17 protein-coding genes are annotated in these 19,043 nt (G+C 70.7%); 8 read left to right on the top strand and 9 right to left on the bottom strand.

Translation table 11 applies throughout. The annotated features are described in order from the left end of the window. Positions 1-358 precede the first annotated feature (358 nt). The 4 genes from BM424_RS10600 to bla all read left to right on the top strand — a co-directional run bounded on the left by BM424_RS10600 (position 359) and on the right by bla (position 4,424). Positions 359-1,420 carry a L,D-transpeptidase gene (locus tag BM424_RS10600; RefSeq protein WP_245775762.1) on the top strand — a complete coding sequence of 354 codons (1,062 nt, stop codon included), beginning with the start codon at positions 359-361 and terminating at the stop codon, positions 1,418-1,420. 82 nt (positions 1,421-1,502) lie between these two features. Further along, positions 1,503-2,369, top strand: a complete 867-nt coding sequence (locus BM424_RS10595) for a LysR family transcriptional regulator (RefSeq protein WP_093415838.1) — start codon at positions 1,503-1,505, stop codon at positions 2,367-2,369. Further along, the gene (locus tag BM424_RS10590) at positions 2,366-3,256 is read left to right on the top strand and encodes a serine hydrolase (RefSeq protein ID WP_093415837.1); all 891 of its coding nucleotides are present in this window, start codon (positions 2,366-2,368) and stop codon (positions 3,254-3,256) included. The genes BM424_RS10595 and BM424_RS10590 overlap by 4 nt, the downstream gene beginning before the upstream one ends. 289 nt (positions 3,257-3,545) lie before the next feature. After that, positions 3,546-4,424, top strand: a complete 879-nt coding sequence (gene bla, locus BM424_RS10585; protein ID WP_245775761.1) for a class A beta-lactamase — start codon at positions 3,546-3,548, stop codon at positions 4,422-4,424. 72 nt (positions 4,425-4,496) lie between these two features. Here bla and BM424_RS10580 read toward each other — a convergent pair whose 3' ends face one another. Together BM424_RS10580 and BM424_RS10575 are read right to left on the bottom strand one after the other, a co-directional pair. Then, positions 4,497-4,691, bottom strand: coding sequence for a DUF397 domain-containing protein (locus BM424_RS10580; RefSeq protein WP_093416895.1), 195 nt, complete (start codon positions 4,689-4,691; stop codon positions 4,497-4,499). A gap of 2 nt (positions 4,692-4,693) precedes the next feature. Continuing rightward, positions 4,694-5,551, bottom strand: coding sequence for a helix-turn-helix domain-containing protein (locus tag BM424_RS10575; RefSeq protein ID WP_093415834.1), 858 nt, complete (start codon positions 5,549-5,551; stop codon positions 4,694-4,696). A 272-nt stretch (positions 5,552-5,823) separates the two neighbouring features. Between BM424_RS10575 and BM424_RS10570 the strand changes: the two genes are divergently transcribed. Beyond that, entirely contained in the window at positions 5,824-6,036 is a 213-nt protein-coding gene (locus BM424_RS10570; protein ID WP_245775760.1) for an HC3 family zinc finger protein, read from the top strand. A gap of 30 nt (positions 6,037-6,066) precedes the next feature. Here the strand turns inward: BM424_RS10570 and ligD are convergent, their stop codons facing one another. Continuing rightward, positions 6,067-7,065 (bottom strand): non-homologous end-joining DNA ligase, encoded by a 999-nt coding sequence (gene ligD / locus BM424_RS10565; RefSeq protein ID WP_093415832.1) that lies wholly within the window; start codon positions 7,063-7,065, stop codon positions 6,067-6,069. Between the two features lie 145 nt (positions 7,066-7,210). On the opposite strand from ligD, the gene BM424_RS10560 reads away from it, so the two are divergent. Further along, positions 7,211-8,107 carry a Fic family protein gene (locus BM424_RS10560; RefSeq protein WP_281248739.1) on the top strand — a complete coding sequence of 299 codons (897 nt, stop codon included), beginning with the start codon at positions 7,211-7,213 and terminating at the stop codon, positions 8,105-8,107. A 24-nt stretch (positions 8,108-8,131) separates the two neighbouring features. Here the strand turns inward: BM424_RS10560 and BM424_RS10555 are convergent, their stop codons facing one another. Together BM424_RS10555 and BM424_RS10550 are read right to left on the bottom strand one after the other, a co-directional pair. Further along, positions 8,132-8,809 carry an MBL fold metallo-hydrolase gene (locus BM424_RS10555; protein ID WP_093415831.1) on the bottom strand — a complete coding sequence of 226 codons (678 nt, stop codon included), beginning with the start codon at positions 8,807-8,809 and terminating at the stop codon, positions 8,132-8,134. A gap of 27 nt (positions 8,810-8,836) precedes the next feature. Beyond that, on the bottom strand, positions 8,837-9,598 hold the full coding sequence (locus BM424_RS10550; RefSeq protein WP_093415829.1) for a maleylpyruvate isomerase family mycothiol-dependent enzyme: 762 nt from the start codon (positions 9,596-9,598) through the stop codon (positions 8,837-8,839). A gap of 347 nt (positions 9,599-9,945) precedes the next feature. On the opposite strand from BM424_RS10550, the gene uvrA reads away from it, so the two are divergent. Both uvrA and BM424_RS10540 read left to right on the top strand, forming a co-directional pair. Further along, positions 9,946-12,798: an excinuclease ABC subunit UvrA gene (gene uvrA, locus BM424_RS10545; RefSeq protein ID WP_093415828.1), complete on the top strand. Its 2,853-nt coding sequence runs from the start codon at positions 9,946-9,948 to the stop codon at positions 12,796-12,798. Positions 12,799-13,063: 265 nt separating this feature from the next. Then, complete coding sequence (locus BM424_RS10540) at positions 13,064-14,512, top strand: alanine/glycine:cation symporter family protein (protein ID WP_093416888.1); 1,449 nt, start codon at positions 13,064-13,066, stop codon at positions 14,510-14,512. Between the two features lie 52 nt (positions 14,513-14,564). Here BM424_RS10540 and BM424_RS10535 read toward each other — a convergent pair whose 3' ends face one another. From BM424_RS10535 to BM424_RS10520, 4 genes are read right to left on the bottom strand one after another with little or no spacing between them, the layout of a single operon-like run. Continuing rightward, complete coding sequence (locus BM424_RS10535) at positions 14,565-16,031, bottom strand: beta-N-acetylhexosaminidase (protein ID WP_093415826.1); 1,467 nt, start codon at positions 16,029-16,031, stop codon at positions 14,565-14,567. Next, positions 16,028-16,867 carry a carbohydrate ABC transporter permease gene (locus BM424_RS10530; protein ID WP_093415825.1) on the bottom strand — a complete coding sequence of 280 codons (840 nt, stop codon included), beginning with the start codon at positions 16,865-16,867 and terminating at the stop codon, positions 16,028-16,030. The genes BM424_RS10535 and BM424_RS10530 overlap by 4 nt, the downstream gene beginning before the upstream one ends. Beyond that, positions 16,864-17,751 (bottom strand): carbohydrate ABC transporter permease, encoded by an 888-nt coding sequence (locus tag BM424_RS10525; RefSeq protein WP_093415823.1) that lies wholly within the window; start codon positions 17,749-17,751, stop codon positions 16,864-16,866. The genes BM424_RS10530 and BM424_RS10525 overlap by 4 nt, the downstream gene beginning before the upstream one ends. Then, positions 17,748-19,031 carry an extracellular solute-binding protein gene (locus tag BM424_RS10520; RefSeq protein ID WP_093415822.1) on the bottom strand — a complete coding sequence of 428 codons (1,284 nt, stop codon included), beginning with the start codon at positions 19,029-19,031 and terminating at the stop codon, positions 17,748-17,750. Before BM424_RS10520 ends, BM424_RS10525 begins: the two co-directional genes overlap by 4 nt. Between the last annotated feature and the right edge of the window lie 12 nt (positions 19,032-19,043).

The following is a 19,043-nucleotide window of genomic DNA, read 5'->3' as shown; positions in this document are numbered from 1 at the left end:
GGCGAGGAAACTTGATGTCCACCGATCGTATGACCCGATCAAGGTGTGTCGTGCTTGCAGTCGACTGCGGGTAGTTGCTAAATGAGTTCGCCCGGCTTCAATCCACACGATGGAGCGTTCCTCGCGGTTCCGCGGCCCCGCGCTGGTCAACGGCGCTCCGGGAAATCCCCACGTCGTCGCGCTTGATCGTGTTGAGAACCCCGCTCGGCGCCCGGAGAGTTACTGACTACCAACGAGACGGTGCAGGGTTTGTGGGGAGGCCGGTATGCGGGGGGTTGTTGCGTGCCAACTAGCCATCGCGAGTCTGGTCGCGTGCGCGGTGACGGCGTGCGGCGGACCGGATCCATCCGAGGCGTCGGTGACGACCTCGATCCCGGACAAGACGGCGCAGCTGGCGCCCAGTGACCCGCTGGTGCTCACCGCGCACCGCGGAGTTCTGACCTCGGTCAACGTGACCGCCAACGGCGCCCCGGTGCCCGGCGAGATCGACCGCAGCGGGCACAAGTGGCAGATCAACGAGCCGCTGGCCTTCGGCACGACCTACCACGTGCAGGCCGTCGCCCACGATCAGGAGGGCCGCCCGTCGATCCCGCTGAACTCGACGTTCACCACCGCCACCCCGACCGACATCGTCAACGTCGACCGGACCCGCCCCAGCGACGGAGACACCGTCGGCATCGCGATGCCCGTCTCCATCTACTTCGACAAGCCCGTCCAGGACAAGGCCGCCGTCGAGCGCCGCCTGCAGATCGAGACCTCCGTGCCCACCGAGGGCTCGTTCAACTGGTACTCCGACGACCAGGTCAACTGGCGGCCCAAGGAGTACTGGAAGGCCGGCACCCAGGTGAAGGTCAAGGCCAACCTCTACGGCATCGACACCGGCGGCGGCGTCATGGGCGACAAGAACTTCGAGTCGAACTTCACCATCGGACGCGATCAGCGCTCCGTCGGCGACATCGACAACCACACCTTCACCGTCTACCAGGACGGCCAGGAGATCCGGAAGATGGACGCCTCCTACGGGCAGTCCGCCTACCCGACGCAGTACGGCATCCACGTCGCCACCGAGCGGCACGACTCGGTGCGGATGAACTCCTGGAGCTGGGGCGGCCCGGCCCGCGGCGCGCCCGGCTCCTACGACGAGGTGCTGCCCAACGCCGTGCGCATCTCCAACAACGGCGAGTACGTGCACACCAACACCGCGAGCACCGGCGCGCAGGGCAACAGCAACGTCACCCACGGCTGCGTCAACCTCTCCAGCACCGACGGCAGGTGGTTCCTGGAGTTCACCCAGATCGGAGACCCGGTGGAGATCATCGGCACCGAGAAGCCGCTGACCAAGGCCGACGGAGACATCTGGGACTGGACCGTGCCGTGGGAGGAGTACGTCAAGGGCAGCGCCCTGTACCACGCTCCCTGACACGCGGAAGTCCGCGAGGGCCCGGAACGCGCGCGGCGTTCCGGGCCCTCGCGCGTTCGGACCCTGTGCTTGGATCGGCGGTGTGGACCTGCTGCGCCATCTCCGGTTCTTCGTCGCGGTCGCCGAGGAAGGTCACTTCGGGCACGCCGCCGACCGGCTCGGCATGACCCAGCCGCCGCTGTCCCAAGGTGTCCAGCGGCTCGAGAACCGGCTCGGCGTCACCCTGCTCACCCGAGGTTCGCGCGGCGTGCGGCTCACCACCGCCGGAGCCGACCTGCTGCCGCGAGCGCGGGCGCTGCTGGACCAGGCCGAGGAGTTCACCGAGGCCGCGGCGCGGCAGCGGGAGAACAGGGGAGCGGTGCGCATCGGCGTCATCGCCGCCCTCGGGGACCGCCAGGTCGCCGGCCTGGTCGCGGCGCTGCGCGCACCCGATCCCCAGGCTCGCACCGTCATCGTCAGCACCACCGCCACCGTCGACCTCGTCGACGCCGTGGCCGGCGGACGGCTCGACTGCGCCGTCGTGCACCACCCGGCGCTGCTGGGCGAGCTCGAGGCCTCCCCGGTGATCAAGATCCCGCGCCGGTTGCTGGTACCCGCCGATCACCCCGCGGCGACCAAGCACGGCATCCGGGCGCTGCGCGGCCTGGCCTGCGCCACCGCCCCGCGCGCCCACGGCACCGCCGCCTTCGACCTGCTGGTGGACACGCTCCGGGAGCGCGGGCTCGATCCCGAGTTCCTGCCCGCGCCGGGCGACCGCGACGCGCTCGGCGCCGTCGCGGCCGGACGCGCCTTCGCGCTCAGCACCGACCCCGACCTGCGCGCACCGGGCGTGGTCGCCGTGCCCGCCGGGGACGAGTTCGCGCTGCGGGTGAGGGTGGTGTGGCCGGACCCGTCGCCGCAGTCCGCGGTGTGCGAGGCGCTCGAAACGGCGCTGCGGGAGCTGTCGTGAGCACCGAGCAGCGCATCCGGGAGGTGCTCGCCGATGCCGGTGCACAGGGCTGGGTGCACGCGGTGCGGCTCGGCGGTGGTGGGCACGAGCTCGGTTCCGGGGCGGACGACCTGGTGGTCACCGCCTCGGTCTACAAGCTGCCGCTGCTGGTCGCGCTCGCCCGCGCCTTCGACGCCGGAACCCTCGACCCGCGCGAGACGATCCGGCTGGACCCCACCGCGTGCACACCCGGACCGACGGGGGTGGCGATCTTCCAGGACCCGGTCCGGTTGTCCTGGCGCGACCTGGCGGCGTCGATGGTGTCGGTGTCCGACAACGCCGCCGCCGACGTCATCCTGGGCGCGATCGGCCTGGACGCGGTCACTGAGACGCTGGCCGACCTGGGGCTGGAGCGGACTCGGGTGGTCGGGGGCACCGCCGACGCGAACGCCGCGCTGGTCCGCGAGATGGGTGCGAGCAGCGCGGCCGAGGCGTTCGCGCTGCTCGCCGACAACGACGCGGCCCGCACCGTCCGCGCCTACGACCCGTCCTACGCCAGCGCCACCACGCCCCGCGAGATGACCCGGTTGATGGAGCTGATCTGGGCCGACGCGGTGGCCTCACCGCAGCAGTGCGCGTTCGTCCGCCGGTTGCTCGGGCAGCAGGCGTGGATGCACCGGGTGCGCGCGGGGTTCCCGTTCCGCGGGGTGCAGGTCTCGGGCAAGACCGGGACGATCGGCGCGGTCCGCAACGAGGTCTCGGTGGTGGAGTTCGACGGCGAGGCCCCGGTGGCGGTGGCGGTGTTCACCCTCGCCGCCCGGGCGGACCCGGCCCTGCCCCGCGTGGACGAGGCCATCGCCGAGTGCGCCCGCCTCGCGGTCACGGATCTGCGTTCCGGGCGGCTGTGACCTCACCAGGGGACAGTTTTTCCTCGAATCACCCATGATCAATGCCTGAAATGTCGGGACAATTTGGACTAAAACTGTCCCCCTCCCGGAACCCGACGTCCCGGAACGGAGCCTCCGGAGGAGTTTTTTCGTGAGGGGAGTCGGGCTGGGGCGCGGTGCGGAGCTGGGGTGATAGGGAACGGATATCAGGAGTGGGGTGCGTTCTTATTGGTGCTATCGGAGCGGGGGTGGTTGGTTGGGGGCGTTGGCACTACTGGAGGGAAAGCAGTTGCAGCACACTGAATTTCGCTTGGCGCGTCGTGCGGTTCTGGGGGCGCTGCTGGCCGCGCCGATCGCCGCGTGCGCGCCGCGGACACCCGCGGCTCCCGCGCCCGCCCAGGGGCCGGACCCGGCGCTGGTGGAGCTGGAGCGGCGCTACGACGCGCGCCTCGGGTTGTTCGCGCGCAACGCCGCCACCGGGCGCACCCTCGCCCACCGGGCCGACGAGCGGGCCGCGCTGTGCTCGACGTTCAAGGTCTACGCCTCGGCCGCGCTGCTGCGAGCCCACGGCCTGGCCGGCGGCTACTTCGATCGCGTCATCCGCTACGACGCCGGGCAGCTCGTCGAGTACTCCCCGATCACCGAGACGCGCGTGGGCACCGGCATGACCGTCGGCGAGCTGTGCGCGGCGGCGCTGCAGCACTCCGACAACACCGCCGGCAACCTGCTGCTGCGCGAGCTCGGCGGTCCGCGGGCCATCACCGACTTCGCCCGCTCCATCGGCGACCCGGTGACCCGGCTGGACCGCTGGGAGACCGAGCTCAACACCGCCGTCCCCGGCGACGAGCGCGACACCTCCAGCCCGAAGGCGCTGGCCGACGGGCTGCAGGCGCTCCTGCTCGGCGACGTGCTCGGCGCCCCGGAGCGGGACCTGCTGACCCGCTGGATGCTCGGCAACACCACCGGCGACGCCCGGATCCGCGCCGGGGTGCCCGGCGACTGGCGCACGGCCGACAAGACCGGCGGCGGCAGCGCCTACGGCGTCGCCAACGACTTCGCCGTGACCTGGACCGGCACCGGAACGCCGATCGTCATCTCGCTGCTGACCGGCCGTCCCCGGGCGGAGGACGCGGCGAACAACGCGCTGCTGGCCGAGGCCACCCGCCTCGTGGTCGAGCGGGTGGCCTGATTCGCCCAGCACGAACCGGGAGCGCTCCGCGCTGGGCGGAACGCTCCCGGTTCGTGGCCGGTGAGGCCGGCGCTATCGGTCGAAGCGACCCGTCTTGATCGCTCTGACGAAGTAGTGCCACTGCGCCGAGTTGGCCGTTAAGTGGCCCCCGGCGCGGTCCTTGGTGTCGCGCACGGCGGCACCTCCGATGACGCGGCCGACCTCGACGCAGTTGGTCTCCTGGCTGCTCCGGCTGGACTTGCGCCAACCGACCGGCGACTGCAGCAACGTCACGGTGTTGTCTCCTCTCGGTGGATGATCTCGTCGACGAGGCGAACCGAGTCGTCGCTGCTCATCGCGAATTGCCCCAGGTCCTTCCCGGCCTTGACGAATGCCGTCACGTCGCCGGGATCCCGCAGGAATGCGCTGGACCGGTGGTGTTCGAGGTGCACGACGGGCGAGGCCTTGGCGAACTCCAGGAGCACGAAGGGCCCGGCGTGCGCGGGCGTCCACCCCGCCGACAGCGGGATGATGCGGATGTCGATGTTGTCCCGGTTGCTCATCTCGCGGACGTGGCGCAGCTGGTCGAGCAGCACGGCGCGCCCGCCGATGGGCTGGTGCAACACGGATTCGAGCAGGAAAGCCGTGTAGCGCACGGGTTCCTGGCTGCGCGTGATCACCTCACGCCGGCCGAGCCGGACCGCCACCCGCGTGGCGACCTCGTGCTCCGGGATTCCGGTGCCCATGATCGCGCGCGCGTAGTCGGTGGTCTGCAACAAGCCGGGGATGAGGATGGGGGAGACGTCGGTGATCGCCGTGGCGATCCGCTCGAACTCCAGCAGCGCGGTGAGCTGATCGGCTTCGCCGACCGATCCCACCGACACCGAGTTGGGAGGCTCGGCCTGCGCCTCGCGGGTGAGTCGCAGCAGCCGGTCGCGAGCCGGGCTGGATAAGCCCAGCACGGCGCACACGGCGGACACGGACTCGGTGGAGGGCACCCGTTCGCCGCGTTCCCAGCGGACCACGACGGAGTGCGACACGTCGAGACGTCCTGCCAATTGGCGCAGCCCGAGACCGGTGCGCGATCGCGCATCCCGGATTTCCGCACCGAGAACGTATGCCCGCGGCGCCGGAGTGGTCTCGCTCATGCACCACAGCTTATTTCAGGTGCGCAGTGGACCAGAACAGTGGGTCAAGAAGTGGGAAAGCGGGCGATCACGCACAGATGTGCCCGCCGAATGGCGTCATCCGTTCGGGGAATTGCCGCAGTGGTCCCGAGACCATGACCATTGGTCCCGGTTTGATCGAGACCGCGACCGGTTCGGGAGGGATCCGGCCGCGGTCCTCGGTCCGGGGTGCGACCGCGCGCCCCGGGCACGACAAGAGGGGGCTGTGGATCGCGATGTATCCGTTTCACTGGGTGCCGGCGGATGGACGGCGGCACGCGAGTCTCGACAAGCGCCCGTGGGGCAACGCCTACCCGAGCGGCATGCTCGTCAGCACCCTGTGCAGCCAGGAGGTCGTCGCCGACGCGACCCAGGAGGCCTGGCTGTGGCGGACGTGCGACGACTGCCACTCCGAGGCCCGCAGGGTCGCCGAAGCGGTGCTCAAGGTGCCGCGCATGTCGGTCTAGCGAAATCAGGTGCAAGGCAGGGGTTCTCGGTCAGTCGCGCTTCGCTCTGCTGGGTGCCACCCGGGGCGGCTCGTTGGGCTGCTTCGGGTACACCGGCGGCCACGGCGCGTCCTGCATCCCGCCCTCGATGTCCCGGTCGTAGCGTTCCAGCAGCGGCACGATCGTCTGCGGCCGGGCATCGGCCCACGGGTCGCCGCGCTCGGCGAGCCTGCCGGGCACGGTGGCGATGGTGAGCTGATCGGGGGCGACGTCGTCCAGCTCGTCCCAGCCGATCGGCGTCGAAACCTGCCCGCCCACCTTCGGCCGCGCGCACCAGGCGCCGAAAACCGTCTTGTGCGGGGCGTTCTGGTTGAAGTCGACGAACACCCGCCTGCCGCGCTGCTCCTTCCACCACTGCGCGGTGATGAGATCGGGGTGGCGGCGTTCGAGCTCGCGCGCCAGCGCCACGGCCGCGGCCCGCACCCGGTAGCTGTCCCACTCCGGGGCCAGCGCGACGTAGAGGTGCAGGCCGCGCGAACCGGAGGTCTTGACCCGCACGTCGATGCCGTCCTCGGCCAGGAACTCGCGGGTCCGCGCGGCGGCCTCGCGGACCTCGGCGTACCCGACGCCCGGTGAGGGGTCGAGGTCGATGCGCAGCTCGTCGATGATCTCGGGGTGCCCGGCCTGGTAGGGCCACACGTGGAAGCCCAGGCAGCCCATGTTCACCGCCCACACGACGTGCGCGAGATCGGCGGCGACCAGGGCGTGGCTCGTGGTCCCGTTGGGCGTCTCGACCACGGTCGTGCGCAGCCACTCCGGCGCCGAGGCGGGCACCCGCTTCTGGAAGAAGGACTTGCCGCTCGCCCCGTCGGGGTGGCGCTCCATCAGCAGCGGACGGCCGCCGAGCGTGCGCAGCAGCGGCTCGGCCACCGCCTGGTAGTAGCGCACGAGATCCAGCTTGGTCTCGCCGCGCGCCGGGAAGAACACCTTGTCCGGGTGCGACACCGGCACCGCGGTGCCCCCGACGTCCAACGTCACGGCCTCGCCCACGACGACCTCCGGTGCTCGCCCTCCGAAGGCCAGACTAGGCCCGCCCCCCGACCCCCGCAGCCACGCCACCACACGCCTCCTACACCCACTTACCGCAGAAGTGGAAGTAATCTCCGGACGCACGCCCCAAATCGCAAGGGGATTTGTGGAGACCGACGCCGTTCGCGAGATCGCAGACCTCGATCTCCTGCTGCCGACGTCGATCGTCGCGCTAGTCATCGAGGCAGCCTCCGAGATTGCCCGATTCGACGGGGAGGCGGGCCTGGGGATCGTCCCGTTCGAGGCCGTGCTGCCACGCATCGAAGCTGCGGCCTCGGTGAAGCTCGAAGAGCTCAGCGCAGTGGCGAAGAGCGCGGCGCCGGCCGAGGTCAACGACGGCGGTAAGCGGAACCCCACCGGGAACGCCCGGGCCATGAACGCTGCGATCGAAGACCTGGTCAGGTTCATGGACCGCGACGACGTTCCGGTGCTGTGCCACGCGGCCGTCGCGCACGCGCAGTTCGAGACCATCCACCCGTTCGGCGACGGCAACGGGCGCACGGGCCGGGCGCTGGTCCACGCGATGCTGCGGGGGAAAGGGCTGACCAAGAACATCACCGTTCCGGTCTCGGCGGGGCTGCTGACGCACCCGGACCGGTACTTCGAGGCGCTGACCGCCTACCGCGCCGGCGACATCGAGCCCATCGCGCGTTCGTTCGCCGAGTCGTCGTTCCGGGCGATCGCCAACGGGCGCGAACTGGTCGAGGAGCTGCGCGCGATCCGCGCCGAGTGGCAGGAGAAGCTGCGGCTCCGCCGTGACTCGGCGGGGCACCGCATCCTCGACGTGCTCGCCAGGCAGCCGGTCATGGACGCCGCCTTCGCCCAGCGCGAGTTGGACATCAGCGCGTCGGCGGCGCGGCGGGCGTTCGCCGAGTTGGAGGGGGTGGGGATCGTGACCGAGTTCAGCGGGATGAAGCGGAACCGGTGCTGGCGCAGCGATGAGGTGCTGCTGGCGTTGGACTCGTTCGCGGGGAAGGCGGGGCGCCGGGGGCGGCCGGCCTGATCGGCTCGGCCGCCCCGCGCCGGGTCACCAGCCTCGTTCGCGCCATTCCGGGAGCTTGGGGCGCTCGGCGCCGAGGGTGGAGTCGTCGCCGTGGCCCGGGTAGAACCAGGTGTCGTCGGGCAGCTCGGCGAAGATCCGGTTCTCGACGTCGTCGACCAGCGACCGGAAGTCCTCCGGGGAGGTCGTGCGGCCGACGCCGCCCGGGAACAGCGAGTCGCCGGTGAACAGGTGCGGGTGGCCCGCCGGGTCGCGGTAGACCAGGGCGATCGAGCCCGGGGTGTGCCCGCGCAGGTGGATCACCGACAGCTCCGAGTCGCCGACCGCAACGGTGTCGCCGTGCTCCACCAGGCGGTCCGGGGGCACCGGCAGCTCCTCGGCGTCGGCCGGGTGCGCGACGGTGAAGCAGCCGGTCGCGCCGGCCACCGCGCCCAGCGCCTGCCAGTGGTCGCCGTGCTGGTGGGTGGTGACGATGGTGCGCAGCCGCGGCCTGCGCTCGTCGTGACCGAGCAGGTCGCTCAGCCGGTCGGGGTCGTTGGCCGCGTCGATCAGCAGCGCGTCGCCGGTGCTCTTGCACACCAGCAGGTAGGCGTTGTTGTCCATCGGGCCGACGGAGATCTTGGTGATCGTCAGCGCGTCCAGCTCCCGGCGGGCGGCCGCGCCGCCGGGCTCCACGTGTCCGGTGTACTCAGCTTGAAGCTCCACGCGGCCGAGCCTACGAGGAGGCCCCCACTACATCCAGGGCGGGAGCTCCGGTGCGTCGCCGCTGAGCTCGTCGGGGCCGGTGCGGCCGAGCAGCCAGCCCAGCACCGCGGCCGGTTCGCCCTCGATCCTGGCCGGTTCCGAAGTGGTGCCGCGCAGGTCCCAGGACCGGCGGTGGGTGCCGAAGTCGACCTCCAGCGACACCGCCGGGACGTCGGCGCGGCCGCCGAAGAACTGGACCACGTCCTCCAGCAGGCGCTCGAGGTCGTCGCGCGGGATGTCGTCGAAGTCGACGTCGTGGTCCAGGTCGACCAGGTGCACCCACAGCTCCAGCAGCCGCATCCGCAGCACGTGCGCCGCCGGGATGACGTCGCCGCCGGACAGCGACACCTCGGCGGTCCAGTCCGAGTCGGGCATGGCGCGGGTCGCCGCGCGGAACCGGTCGCCGGAGGCCGTCAGGTCCTCCAGCAGCAGCTGGTGGCTGCGCGAGGCGCCCTGGTGGATGGCCTGGTCCCGGTCGTCGCGGCTGGCGTACATCGGGTGCTCGATGCCGGTGCGCGCCCACAGCAGCAGGTTCGAGCAGGCGTCGGCGTTGCGCGCCAGGTGGGTGAGCACGTGCGCGCGGCTCCAGCCGGGCAGCAGGCTGGGCTGCCGGACCGAGAGCTCGTCGAGGCCGGACGCCGAGCGCGCCAGGATCTCGCTCGCGTGGTCGATGGCGGCCAGGTGGTCGGCGACCTCGTCGGTCAGGGCGGCTGCGGACCACCGGCCGGTGCCGAGAGCGCTGTCAGCCATGGCTCTACCTCGCGTGGGGAGAAGGGGAGCGATTTCGCCGAACGTGAAGCTCCGAGCGTAAACGCGCAGGCCATGCCGGGGACAGTGCTCGATCCGGGGGACATTGCGTATCGTCGTGAGGGGGCAGCCACCTCTGGACCGCGCCGCATCTCACACGTTGGGGTGACACGCCGCGCCGGGAACCGGCCGCGGACGCCACCGGTCCGGGACTGTCGGACCCCCGGAATAGCATGGACGTCGCAACGTCGCGACCCGATGCCGCGCCGGCGGTCCCGCTGCCCGCAGCGGGCGGCCGCTCGCAGCCGGCGCGTTCGCGCAACACCAGAACTTTTTCCGAAGGGATCACCGTGGCTGACCGCCTCGTCGTTCGCGGCGCCCGTGAGCACAACCTGCGCGGGATCGACCTCGACCTGCCCCGCGACAGCCTGATCGTGTTCACCGGGCTCTCCGGCTCGGGCAAGTCGAGCCTGGCCTTCGACACCATCTTCGCGGAGGGGCAGCGCCGCTACGTCGAGTCGCTGTCCGCCTACGCACGGCAGTTCCTCGGCCAGATGGACAAGCCCGACGTGGACTTCATCGAAGGCCTGTCCCCGGCGGTGTCGATCGACCAGAAGTCCACCAGCCGCAACCCGCGGTCCACGGTCGGCACCATCACCGAGGTCTACGACTACCTGCGTCTGCTCTACGCCCGCGCGGGCAAGCCGCACTGCCCCACCTGCGGCGAGGCGATCAGCAAGCAGACCCCGCAGCAGATCGTCGACCAGGTGCTGGAGATGCCCGAGCGGGCCAAGTTCCAGGTCCTGGCCCCGGTCGTGCGCGGCCGCAAGGGCGAGTACGTCGACCTGTTCGAGCAGCTGCGCTCCTCGGGCTACGCGCGCGCCCGCGTCGACGGCGTCGTGCACTCGCTCGACGACCCGCCCAAGCTCAAGAAGCAGGAGAAGCACGACATCGCGGTCGTCGTCGACCGGCTCACCGTCAAGTCCGGCGCCAAGCAGCGGCTCACCGACTCGGTGGAGACCGCGCTGCGGCTGGCCGACGGGCTGGTGCTGGTCGAGTTCATCGACCTGGAGGAGTCCGACCCGGGCCGCGAGCGCAAGTTCTCCGAGAACCTGGCCTGCCCGAACGGGCACCCGCTGGGCGTCGACGAGCTCGAACCCCGCTCGTTCTCGTTCAACTCGCCCTACGGCGCCTGCCCGGAGTGCGCGGGCCTGGGCATCCGCAAGGAGGTCGACCCCGAGCTGGTCGTGCCCGACGAGGACCTGTCGCTGGGCGACGGCGCCATCGCGCCCTGGGCCGGGGGACACACCGCCGAGTACTTCACCCGGCTGCTGACCTCGCTGTCGGAGGCCATCGGGTTCCGGATGGACACCCCGTGGCGGCAGCTGCCCACCAAGGTCAAGAAGGCGGTGCTGCACGGCACCGACGACCAGGTGCACGTGCGCTACCGCAACCGCTACGGCCGCACCCGCTCCTACTACGCCAGCTACGAGGGCGTCATCCCGTTCCTGGAGCGGCGCCTGGAGCAGACCGAGTCGGACTACGCGCGCGAGAAGTACGAGGGCTACATGCGCGACGTGCCGTGCCCGGCCTGCGACGGCACCCGCCTCAAGCCCGAGATCCTCGCCGTGACCATGGAGAACGAGGACGACGAGCTGTCCATCGCCGAGGTCAGCGCGCTGAGCGTGCGGGAGTGCGCCGAGTTCCTCAACGCCCTGGTCCTGGGCCCGCGCGAGCAGATGATCGCCGGTGCGGTGCTCAAGGAGATCCAGGCCCGGCTGGGCTTCCTGCTCGACGTCGGCCTCGACTACCTGTCGCTGGACCGCGCCGCGGGCACGCTCTCCGGTGGCGAGGCGCAGCGCATCCGGCTGGCCACCCAGATCGGCTCCGGCCTGGTCGGCGTGCTCTACGTGCTCGACGAGCCCTCGATCGGGCTGCACCAGCGCGACAACCACCGGCTGCTGGAGACGCTGAGCCGGCTGCGCGACCTGGGCAACACGCTGATCGTCGTCGAGCACGACGAGGACACCGTGCGCGCCGCCGACTGGGTCGTCGACATCGGCCCCGGCGCCGGCGAGCACGGCGGTGAGGTCGTGCACAGCGGCCCGTACAAGGAGCTGCTGAAGAACAAGCAGTCGCTGACCGGCGCGTACCTGGCGCGGCGCAAGGAGATCCCGGTGCCCACCGAGCGCCGGGTGCCCGACCGCAAGCGGCAGCTGACCGTGGTCGGCGCGCGCGAGCACAACCTCCGCAAGATTGACGTGTCGTTCCCGCTGGGCCTGCTCACGGCGGTCACCGGCGTGTCCGGCTCGGGCAAGTCGACGCTGGTCAACGACATCCTCGCGTCGGTGCTGGCGAACAAGCTCAACGGCGCCCGCCAGGTGCCCGGGCGGCACACCCGGGTCAAGGGCCTGGAGCACGTCGACAAGCTGGTGCAGGTCGACCAGTCGCCGATCGGCCGCACGCCGCGGTCCAACCCGGCCACCTACACCGGCGTGTTCGACCACATCCGCAAGCTGTTCGCGGCCACCACCGAGGCGAAGGTGCGCGGCTACCAGCCGGGCCGGTTCTCGTTCAACATCAAGGGCGGCCGGTGCGAGGCGTGCGCCGGTGACGGCACGCTGAAGATCGAGATGAACTTCCTGCCCGACGTCTACGTCCCGTGCGAGGTGTGCAAGGGCGCCCGGTACAACCGGGAGACCCTGGAGGTGCACTACAAGGGCAAGACGATCGCCGAGGTCCTCGACATGCCGATCGAGGAGGCCGCCGAGTTCTTCGAGCCGATCAACGCGATCCACCGGCACCTCAAGACCCTGGTGGACGTCGGCCTCGGCTACGTGCGGCTCGGCCAGCCAGCCCCGACGCTGTCCGGTGGTGAGGCGCAGCGGGTGAAGCTGGCCAGCGAACTGCAGAAGCGCTCCACCGGCAAGACCGTCTACATCCTCGACGAGCCGACCACGGGCCTGCACTTCGAGGACATCCGCAAGCTGCTCGGCGTGATCAACGGCCTGGTCGACAAGGGCAACACGGTGATCGTCATCGAGCACAACCTCGACGTCATCAAGACCGCCGACTGGATCCTGGACCTGGGTCCGGAAGGCGGCAACGGTGGGGGTCTGCTGCTCGCGGAGGGCATGCCGGAGGACATCGCCGAGGTCGAGGAGAGCCACACCGGCCGCTTCCTCGCCGAAGTGCTGGACTGATCGGGAGAGATCGGAAACCCCGGTCAGATGGGAAATTCTGGGTCGAAACGGAGCAACGACCCGAACCGCGACGATGGTCCGAACGCCATTCCGGCACCCCCTGACCGGTTGTTTTCACCCCGTTTGTAGCCTTTCCGCCGATGCGCGGGCCGCCACCACCTCTGGCGGCCCGCGCTGAGTACGTACGCGGTGAAGTCACCGGGCGTCGCACCTGCGCTGCCCGGTGACCGAGATTCCCCGCGCCACATGCGGAAAGGGAGTGCCGGTGGAAGCGCTCAACGACGCGATCGTCGCGTTGAACGACACGTTCTGGCTGTACCTGATCATCCCCGTGCTCGCCGTGCTGAGCCTGTACTTCACGGTGCGGTCGAAAGCCGTGCAGATCCGGATGATCCCGGAGATGGTCCGCGCGATGGTCGGCAAGGCCGAGGTCGCCGAGGACGGCGGGAAGGCGATCTCGTCGTTCCAGGCGTTCGCGATCTCCGCCGCCGCCCGCATCGGCACCGGCAACATCGCCGGCGTGGCCACGGCCATCGCGCTCGGCGGTCCGGGCGCGGTGTTCTGGATGTGGACGATGGGCCTGGTCGTGGGTGCGGCCAGCTTCGTCGAGTCGACGCTGGCGCAGCTGTACAAGGTGCGCGACAAGGCGGGATTCCGCGGCGGTCCGGCCTACTACATGCTGCACGGCCTGCGGGCGCGCTGGATGGGCGTGCTGTTCGCCGTGGTCATCACCGTGACCTTCGGCTTCGTGTTCACCGCGGTGCAGGCCAACACGATCGTCGACGCGATCGTCACCTCCGCCGAGGCCACCGGGGTCAGCGGCGACGGCTGGCTGGCGCCGGTGCTGGGCGTGGCGCTGGTCGCGCTGACCGCCCTGATCATCTTCGGCGGGGTGCGCCGGATCGCGCACGTCGCCGAGCTGCTGGTGCCGTTCATGGCGGGCCTGTACATGCTGCTCGGCCTGGTCATCGTGGTGCTCAACATCGACGCGCTGCCCGGCGTCATCAGCCAGATCTTCGCGCACGCCTTTGGTTTCGAGGCGATCGCCGGTGGCGGCATCGGCGCGGCGATCGTGCAGGGCGTCCGGCGCGGCATGTTCTCCAACGAGGCCGGTCTGGGTTCGGCCCCGAACGCCGGTGCCACCGCGTCGGTGAGCCACCCGGTCAAGCAGGGCCTGGTGCAGACCCTCGGCGTCTACGTCGACACGCTGCTGGTGTGCTCGACCACCGCGTTCATCGTGCTGCTGTCCAACCCGGCCTACGGCGACGGGGACCGGGGCGCTTCGCTGACCCAGGAGGCGCTGCAGGCCAACCTGGGCAACTGGTCGCTGCACCTGATGACGCTGATCATCCTGCTGGTCGCGTTCACCTCGGTGCTGGGCAACTACTACTACGGCGAGTCCAACGTCGGCTTCCTGACCCGCAAGCCCGGGCTGCTGACCGGCTACAAGTGGGGCGTGCTCGTCGTGGTGTTCCTGGGCGCGATCGGCTCCTCGGACCTGATCTGGAACCTCGCCGACACCACCATGGGCGTGATGGCGCTGGTCAACCTCGCGGCGATCGCGCCGCTGAGCGCCGTCGCCTTCAAGCTGCTGCGCGACTACAACGACCAGCGGCGCCAGGGCCTGGACCCGGTCTTCACCCGCGACCGGCTCCCGGAGCTCACCGGCGTCGAGTGCTGGGACCCGAAGGAGAAGACCACAACCGACGCCTGACGGGCGACGACCACGAGGGCGGGGATCCGATCGGATCCCCGCCCTCGTCGTATCAACGGGGGCGGCCTGGGATGCCGGGGCGGAGTTGCCAGGGGTAGGGGCCGTCGAGGGGGCGGTAGTCGACGCCGAAGGCGTCCAGCCGCGGCAGGTGGTGCTGGGTGAGGCGGTGGTGGAACTCGCCCGGGTCGCGGTCGCGGCTCCAGGCGAGTTCGGCGAAGGCGCACAGCCGGGGGAAGGCCGCGTAGTCGATGCGGGCGGTGGAGTCGAGGTGCTCGGTCCACACCTGCGCCTGCACGCCGAGAACCCGCTCGGTGGGCGGGGTGTAGTCGTAGACGTTCTCCAGGGTGTTGAGGAACCCGACCGGGATCGGCTCGTCGGGGTGGTCGGACTGCCGGTGGTCGAGGTAGAAGTGCGTCTCCGGGCACAGCAGCACGTCGTTGCCCGCCTCGGCGGCGCGGGTGATCGATTCCGCGTCGTCCCAGGCCATCACGATGGTGCCCGAGGGCAGCGTCGTCATCTGCATCGCGTCGTCCCAGGCGGAGGTGCGCCTGCCTCGGGCGTGCACGTGCTCGATGAGGCGCCGCAGCAGCGCGCCGTGCGCGGGGGTGGCGCCGGGGACCTCGTCGCCGCCGAGGCAGATCACCGGGGACGGGAACACCGCCATCACGTGGTCGAGCACGTCGCGGTAGAAGTCCACGGTCGTCCTGCGCGGCACCAGGATCCGGTCGCTGACGCCCCACGAGTCCCACACCGCGACGGGCTCGCCGCTGCCCAGCTCGGGGTAGGCCGCGATGGCGGCCTGGCTGTGACCGGGCACGTCGATCTCCGGCACGACGGTGACGTGGTGCTCGCCGGCGTAGGAGACGATCTCCAGCAGGTCCTCGGTGGTGTAGAAGCCGCCGTGCGGCTGCTCGTCGTACTCGGGCACCTCGCCGCGACCGATCATGGAGCGCTCGCGCCACGACCCGATGCGGGTCAGCTCCGGGTACTGCGGCACCTCGACGCGCCAGCCCTGGTCGTCGGTGAGGTGCAGGTGCAGCACGTTGAGCTTGTGCATGGCCAGCAGGTCGATGAACCGCAGCACGTCCCGCTTGGGCACGAAGTGCCGCGCCACGTCGAGGTGGCAGCCGCGCCACCCGAACCGCGGGTGGTCCTCGATCACCCCGCACGGCAGCGACAGCGGCTCGTCGTGGACGGGCGCCCGGCGGAACGCGTCCGGTGGCAGCAGCTGCCGCAGCGTCTGCGCCGCGTGGTGAGCGGCGGCGCTGTGCTGCGCGGTCACCAGCGCCTGCTCGGGCCCGATCTCGATGCGGTGCCCGCTGACCTCGGGGTCGATGCGGAACTCGATGGTCGGCTTGGCCGCCAGCGGCAGCGGAAGTCCCGTCGCGGCACCGACGTGCCTGCGGAACCAGCGAGCCACGCGCGGCTCACCGCCCACGCTGGTGCGGATGTCGAGGACCAGCCGGCCCTCGGCGTACTCGACCCGCCGCGGTCGCGGCAGCAGCGAGTGGAAGCTCATCCCTTCACCGCGCCGGACACTCCCGACACCAGATTCCGCTGGACGAGCACGAAGAAGATCAGAACCGGAATGGTCATCAGCGTGGAGCCTGCCATGATCGCGCCCCAGTCGTTGCCCTGCGGGCTGAAGAATACCAGGACCGCCATCGGCAGCGTCTGGTTCTCGGTCGCGGAGATGATGAAGGTCTTGGCGAACAAAAAGTCGTTCCACGCGTGGATAAACGAAAGCACGCTCGTGGCAACGAGTCCCGGCGCCACCAGCGGGAACAGCACCTGCCAGGTGAAGCGGGTGCGGCTCGCGCCGTCGAGCGTGGCCGCCTCCTCCAGCTCGACCGGGACGGCGGCGACGAAACCGCGCAGCATCCAGATCGCCAGCGGCAGGCTGAACGCCAGGTGCACCAGCACCAGCGACCCCAGGTGGTTGAGACCGAAAGCCGGTGCGGCCGAACCCACTTGGCGCATCAGGAAGAACAGCGGGATCGTCAGCGCCTCGACCGGGACCATCTGCGCCACCAGCAGCATCAGCAGCAGCACCGCCCGGCCCCTGATCCGGAACCGGGTCAGCGCCACGGCCGCCAGGAACGACATCAGCAGCGACAGCAGCACCACCGCCCCCGCGACGAGCAGGCTGTTGAGGAAGTAACCGCCCAGACCGTCCACTGTGAACACGCGGCGGAAGCTCTCCAGCGTCGGCGCGGTGGTCCACGGACGGGGATCGCCGGACAGCAGCTCGGTTTCGGGCTTGAACGCCGAGAGCACCATCCAGTACAGCGGGAACGCGATCACCGCGGCGAGCACGACCGCGGTGGTGTTCGCGGCGAAGCGGGCGCGCGTCATGCCTGCGCCTCCCCGTCGGCCCGGCGCTGCACCCGCAGGTAGACCAGCGTGATCACCAGCAGCAGCGCGGTCATCACCACTCCGATCGCCGACCCCATGCCGTAGCGGGAAGCGGCGAAGGCCTCCTGGTAGGCGTAGACGTTGAGCACCATGTTCTGCCCGGCGACCCCGCCGCCGTTGGTCATCACGTAGATCTGCGTGAACACCTTGAAGTCCCAGATGATCGATTGCACGGTGGCGATGAGCAGCACCGGGCGCAGCATCGGCAGCAGCACGCTGCGCGCGGTCCGCCAGGCCGACGCCCCGTCCAGCGCCGCGGCCTCGACGACCTCGCCGGGAATGCCGGTCAGGCCCGCGTAGGTGGTGACCAGCACGAACGGGAACGAGCACCAGATCACCTCGGCGGCGACCAGACCGAACGCCAGGTACTTGTCGTAGGTCCAGGACAGGCCCTCGGCGGCGCTGATGCCGACGCCGGTCAGCACCTCGTTGACCATCCCGAAGTCCTGGTCGAACAGGAACAGCCACACCGTCGATCCGGCCACCGCCGGGGTCGCCCACGCGCCGATCGCCGCGAGGAACAGCAGGATGCGCGGCAGCGGCGCGATCCGGGTCGCCAGCACCGCCAGCCCGATGCCCACCGCCAGGCTGCCCAGCACGCAGACCGCGGCGAACGCGCAGGTCTGCAGCAGCACCACCCAGAACCGCTCGTCGCCCAGCAGCTCCAGGTAGTTGCCCGCGCCGAGGAACTCCAGCGGCGCGCCGCCGGAGGCCTGCGCCTGGCCGTACTCGTACAGCGAGATCTGCACCAGCTGGTACAGCGGATAGCCCATCATGGCGACGAGCAGCAGCGCCGCCGGCGCCAGGTAGAGCAGCGCCATCATCGGCCCTCGAAGGCGGCGTTCATGCTCGCCGCCGCCTGCCCGGCTGCCTCGGGAACCGGTGTGCCGCCGACGATCCGCTGCACCATCGTGGGCAGCACGCCCTGCGCGTCGATCGTCGACCAGGCCGCGGTGGCGGGCACGAAGTGCGTCCCGCCGCGCAGGGTCCGCACGAACGGCGCGGCGGCCGGATCGCGGTCGGCGACCTCGCTCTGCACGTCGAGGAACGTGGGCAGGTTGCCCATCGCGTCGTACATCCGGCGCTGGTACTCCTTGCCCGCCAGCAGCTGCACGAACTCGCGCGCCAACGTCGCGCGCTGCGAGGACTTCAGCACCGACAGCAGGTTGCCGCCCGCGAAAGCCGGTGCGGTGGAACCGGGTTGGTCACCCGGGAGCGGCACGACGCCGTACTTGCCGGGCACCCCGGCGTCGACGGCCTTGCGGTTGAAGTCGCCGCCGATGGTCATCGCGGCCTTGCCGGAGGCGAACGCCTGCACGCTCTGGCTGCCGGTCATGTCGGCGCACTGCTCGGGCGGGCACGCCCCGCTGGAGATCAACCGGGCGTAGGTGGCGATGCCGCGCTGCGCCTCCGGGCTGTCGATGGCCGACACCCAGCGCCGCCCCTCCTGGCGGGCCAGGTCACCGCCCGCGGCCCAGATGAACGGCATCAGCGCGTAGTGGTACTTGCCGCCGGTGGCGATGCCGTAGAGGTCGGGGCGCTGCTCGTGGATCCGCTGCGCGGTCGCCAGCAGCTCGCCGGTGGTGCGCGGCGGCTGCAGGCCGAGCTCGGCGAACACGTCGGTGCGGTAGTACAGCGCCCGCACGCCGGTGTACCAGGGCACGCCGAAGACCTTGCCGTCCACCCGCGCGGTGTCCAGCGCGGAGGGCGACAGGTCGGCGGATTCGGGCCACTGCGGCAGCTTCTCGGTCAGGTCGGCCAGACCGCCGGCGGCGACGTAGCCCGCGAGGTCGGTGTTGCCGACCTCGGCGACGTCGGGTGCGCTGGCGGGATCGTTGAACGCGCCGGTGAACCGCTCCGACCGGGTCTCGACGGCGATGTACTGCACGTCGACGTCCACGCCCGGGTGCTCGTGCTCGAAGCGGCTCACCGCCTCGTCCACGGTGGCCTGCTTGGGGCCGCGGTTGGCCTCGTCGAACAGCCACACGCGCAGGGTTCCGGTGCGCTCGTCGACGGCCGGCCCCGCCTGCTGGACCTGCGGGGGTCCGCAGGCCGCGAGCAGCGCGGCGACGGCGGCGATGATGACGGCTCTTCCTGTGCGCATGACTGGTCTCCG

The sequence above is a fragment of the Saccharopolyspora flava genome (assembly GCF_900116135.1).
In the GTDB taxonomy this organism is placed as follows: Bacteria; Actinomycetota; Actinomycetes; order Mycobacteriales; family Pseudonocardiaceae; genus Saccharopolyspora; species Saccharopolyspora flava.
This window is presented reverse-complemented; position numbering and strand designations above follow the sequence as displayed.

Bases quoted from the DNA above. Each gene is read 5' to 3' on its own strand.
- BM424_RS10575 (WP_093415834.1), bottom strand. From the start codon at position 5,551: ATGAGCGAGACCACTCCGGCGCCGCGGGCATACGTTCTCGGTGCGGAA.
- BM424_RS10525 (WP_093415823.1), bottom strand. From the start codon at position 17,751: ATGATGGCGCTGCTCTACCTGGCGCCGGCGGCGCTGCTGCTCGTCGCC.
- BM424_RS10520 (WP_093415822.1), bottom strand. From the start codon at position 19,031: ATGCGCACAGGAAGAGCCGTCATCATCGCCGCCGTCGCCGCGCTGCTC.
- BM424_RS10550 (WP_093415829.1), bottom strand. From the start codon at position 9,598: ATGGCTGACAGCGCTCTCGGCACCGGCCGGTGGTCCGCAGCCGCCCTG.
- BM424_RS10535 (WP_093415826.1), bottom strand. From the start codon at position 16,031: ATGAGCTTCCACTCGCTGCTGCCGCGACCGCGGCGGGTCGAGTACGCC.
- BM424_RS10530 (WP_093415825.1), bottom strand. From the start codon at position 16,867: ATGACGCGCGCCCGCTTCGCCGCGAACACCACCGCGGTCGTGCTCGCC.